Genomic DNA, 784 nt, shown 5'->3' with positions numbered 1-784 from the left:
CAGCTCCGCCAGCAGTGCCGGAAAGCGTGACGTATCCTCGGCGGGATTGTCAAGATGTGCCAGGATGGTGTCATCCTGCAAATCACCAAATAAATCTTCCGTCATTGTGCCATCCTCCGTGTCTTTCTGGCATGGGCATAAGCCGCCGTCATGGCATCATAGCCGCGCAGTTCACGACCGGACGGACTGACCGGCAATGGAAGCCCGTGACGGGAAAAGGCTTCACGAATACAGCGGATGTGCCACTGCTTGAGTGTTTCGAGGACTGTCAGCAGCGTGTCGCCATGACACCACGCCAGTGTGGAAACGCCCTGTCCGCCGTTGCGTTTCGCGGTCAGGCGCTGAACATATTTATCCAGCGCCACATCACCGCCATCGGTAATAAAACCGTCTTCTGCCATCTGCTGCCAGATTTTATACACCTTCTCACGGGGCGTGACATGCCCCTTAAAGCGGCGACGGGGGTATTTATTCTGCTTCTTAAAGCCGCGTTCTTTCATGGCACCGAGCACCTGTTCCAGTTGCGTGACCGTCAGCTCGCGGCAACTGATTTTGCCCGTTTTCTGCATCAGAAAAGCGCGGTAAGTGTCGTCGTCGAGTTGTAGCTCCCGACGGGCGACATGGATTAATTTAATCAGGGATGTGCGACTCATGATCGTACCTCCGGAAAGGGGGCGGTGCTGCAACACCGCCTGAATTTACACATCAATCAGAGAGGATTTTATGGAAAATAATGTACAACCTTATGATGTTGCAGGTTATGCGATTGCATCAGCACTGGTGC

At 53.7% G+C, this 784-nt stretch carries 1 protein-coding gene; it reads right to left on the bottom strand.

Annotated features, from left to right (window positions below):
- Positions 1 to 101 precede the first annotated feature (101 nt).
- Complete coding sequence (locus AC0L3J_RS37145; RefSeq protein WP_000091782.1) at positions 102 to 653, bottom strand: gp16 family protein; 552 nt, start codon at positions 651 to 653, stop codon at positions 102 to 104.
- Positions 654 to 784: the final 131 nt, after the last annotated feature.

Source organism: Bradyrhizobium sp. Kon37, assembly GCF_055807535.1.
This window is presented reverse-complemented; position numbering and strand designations above follow the sequence as displayed.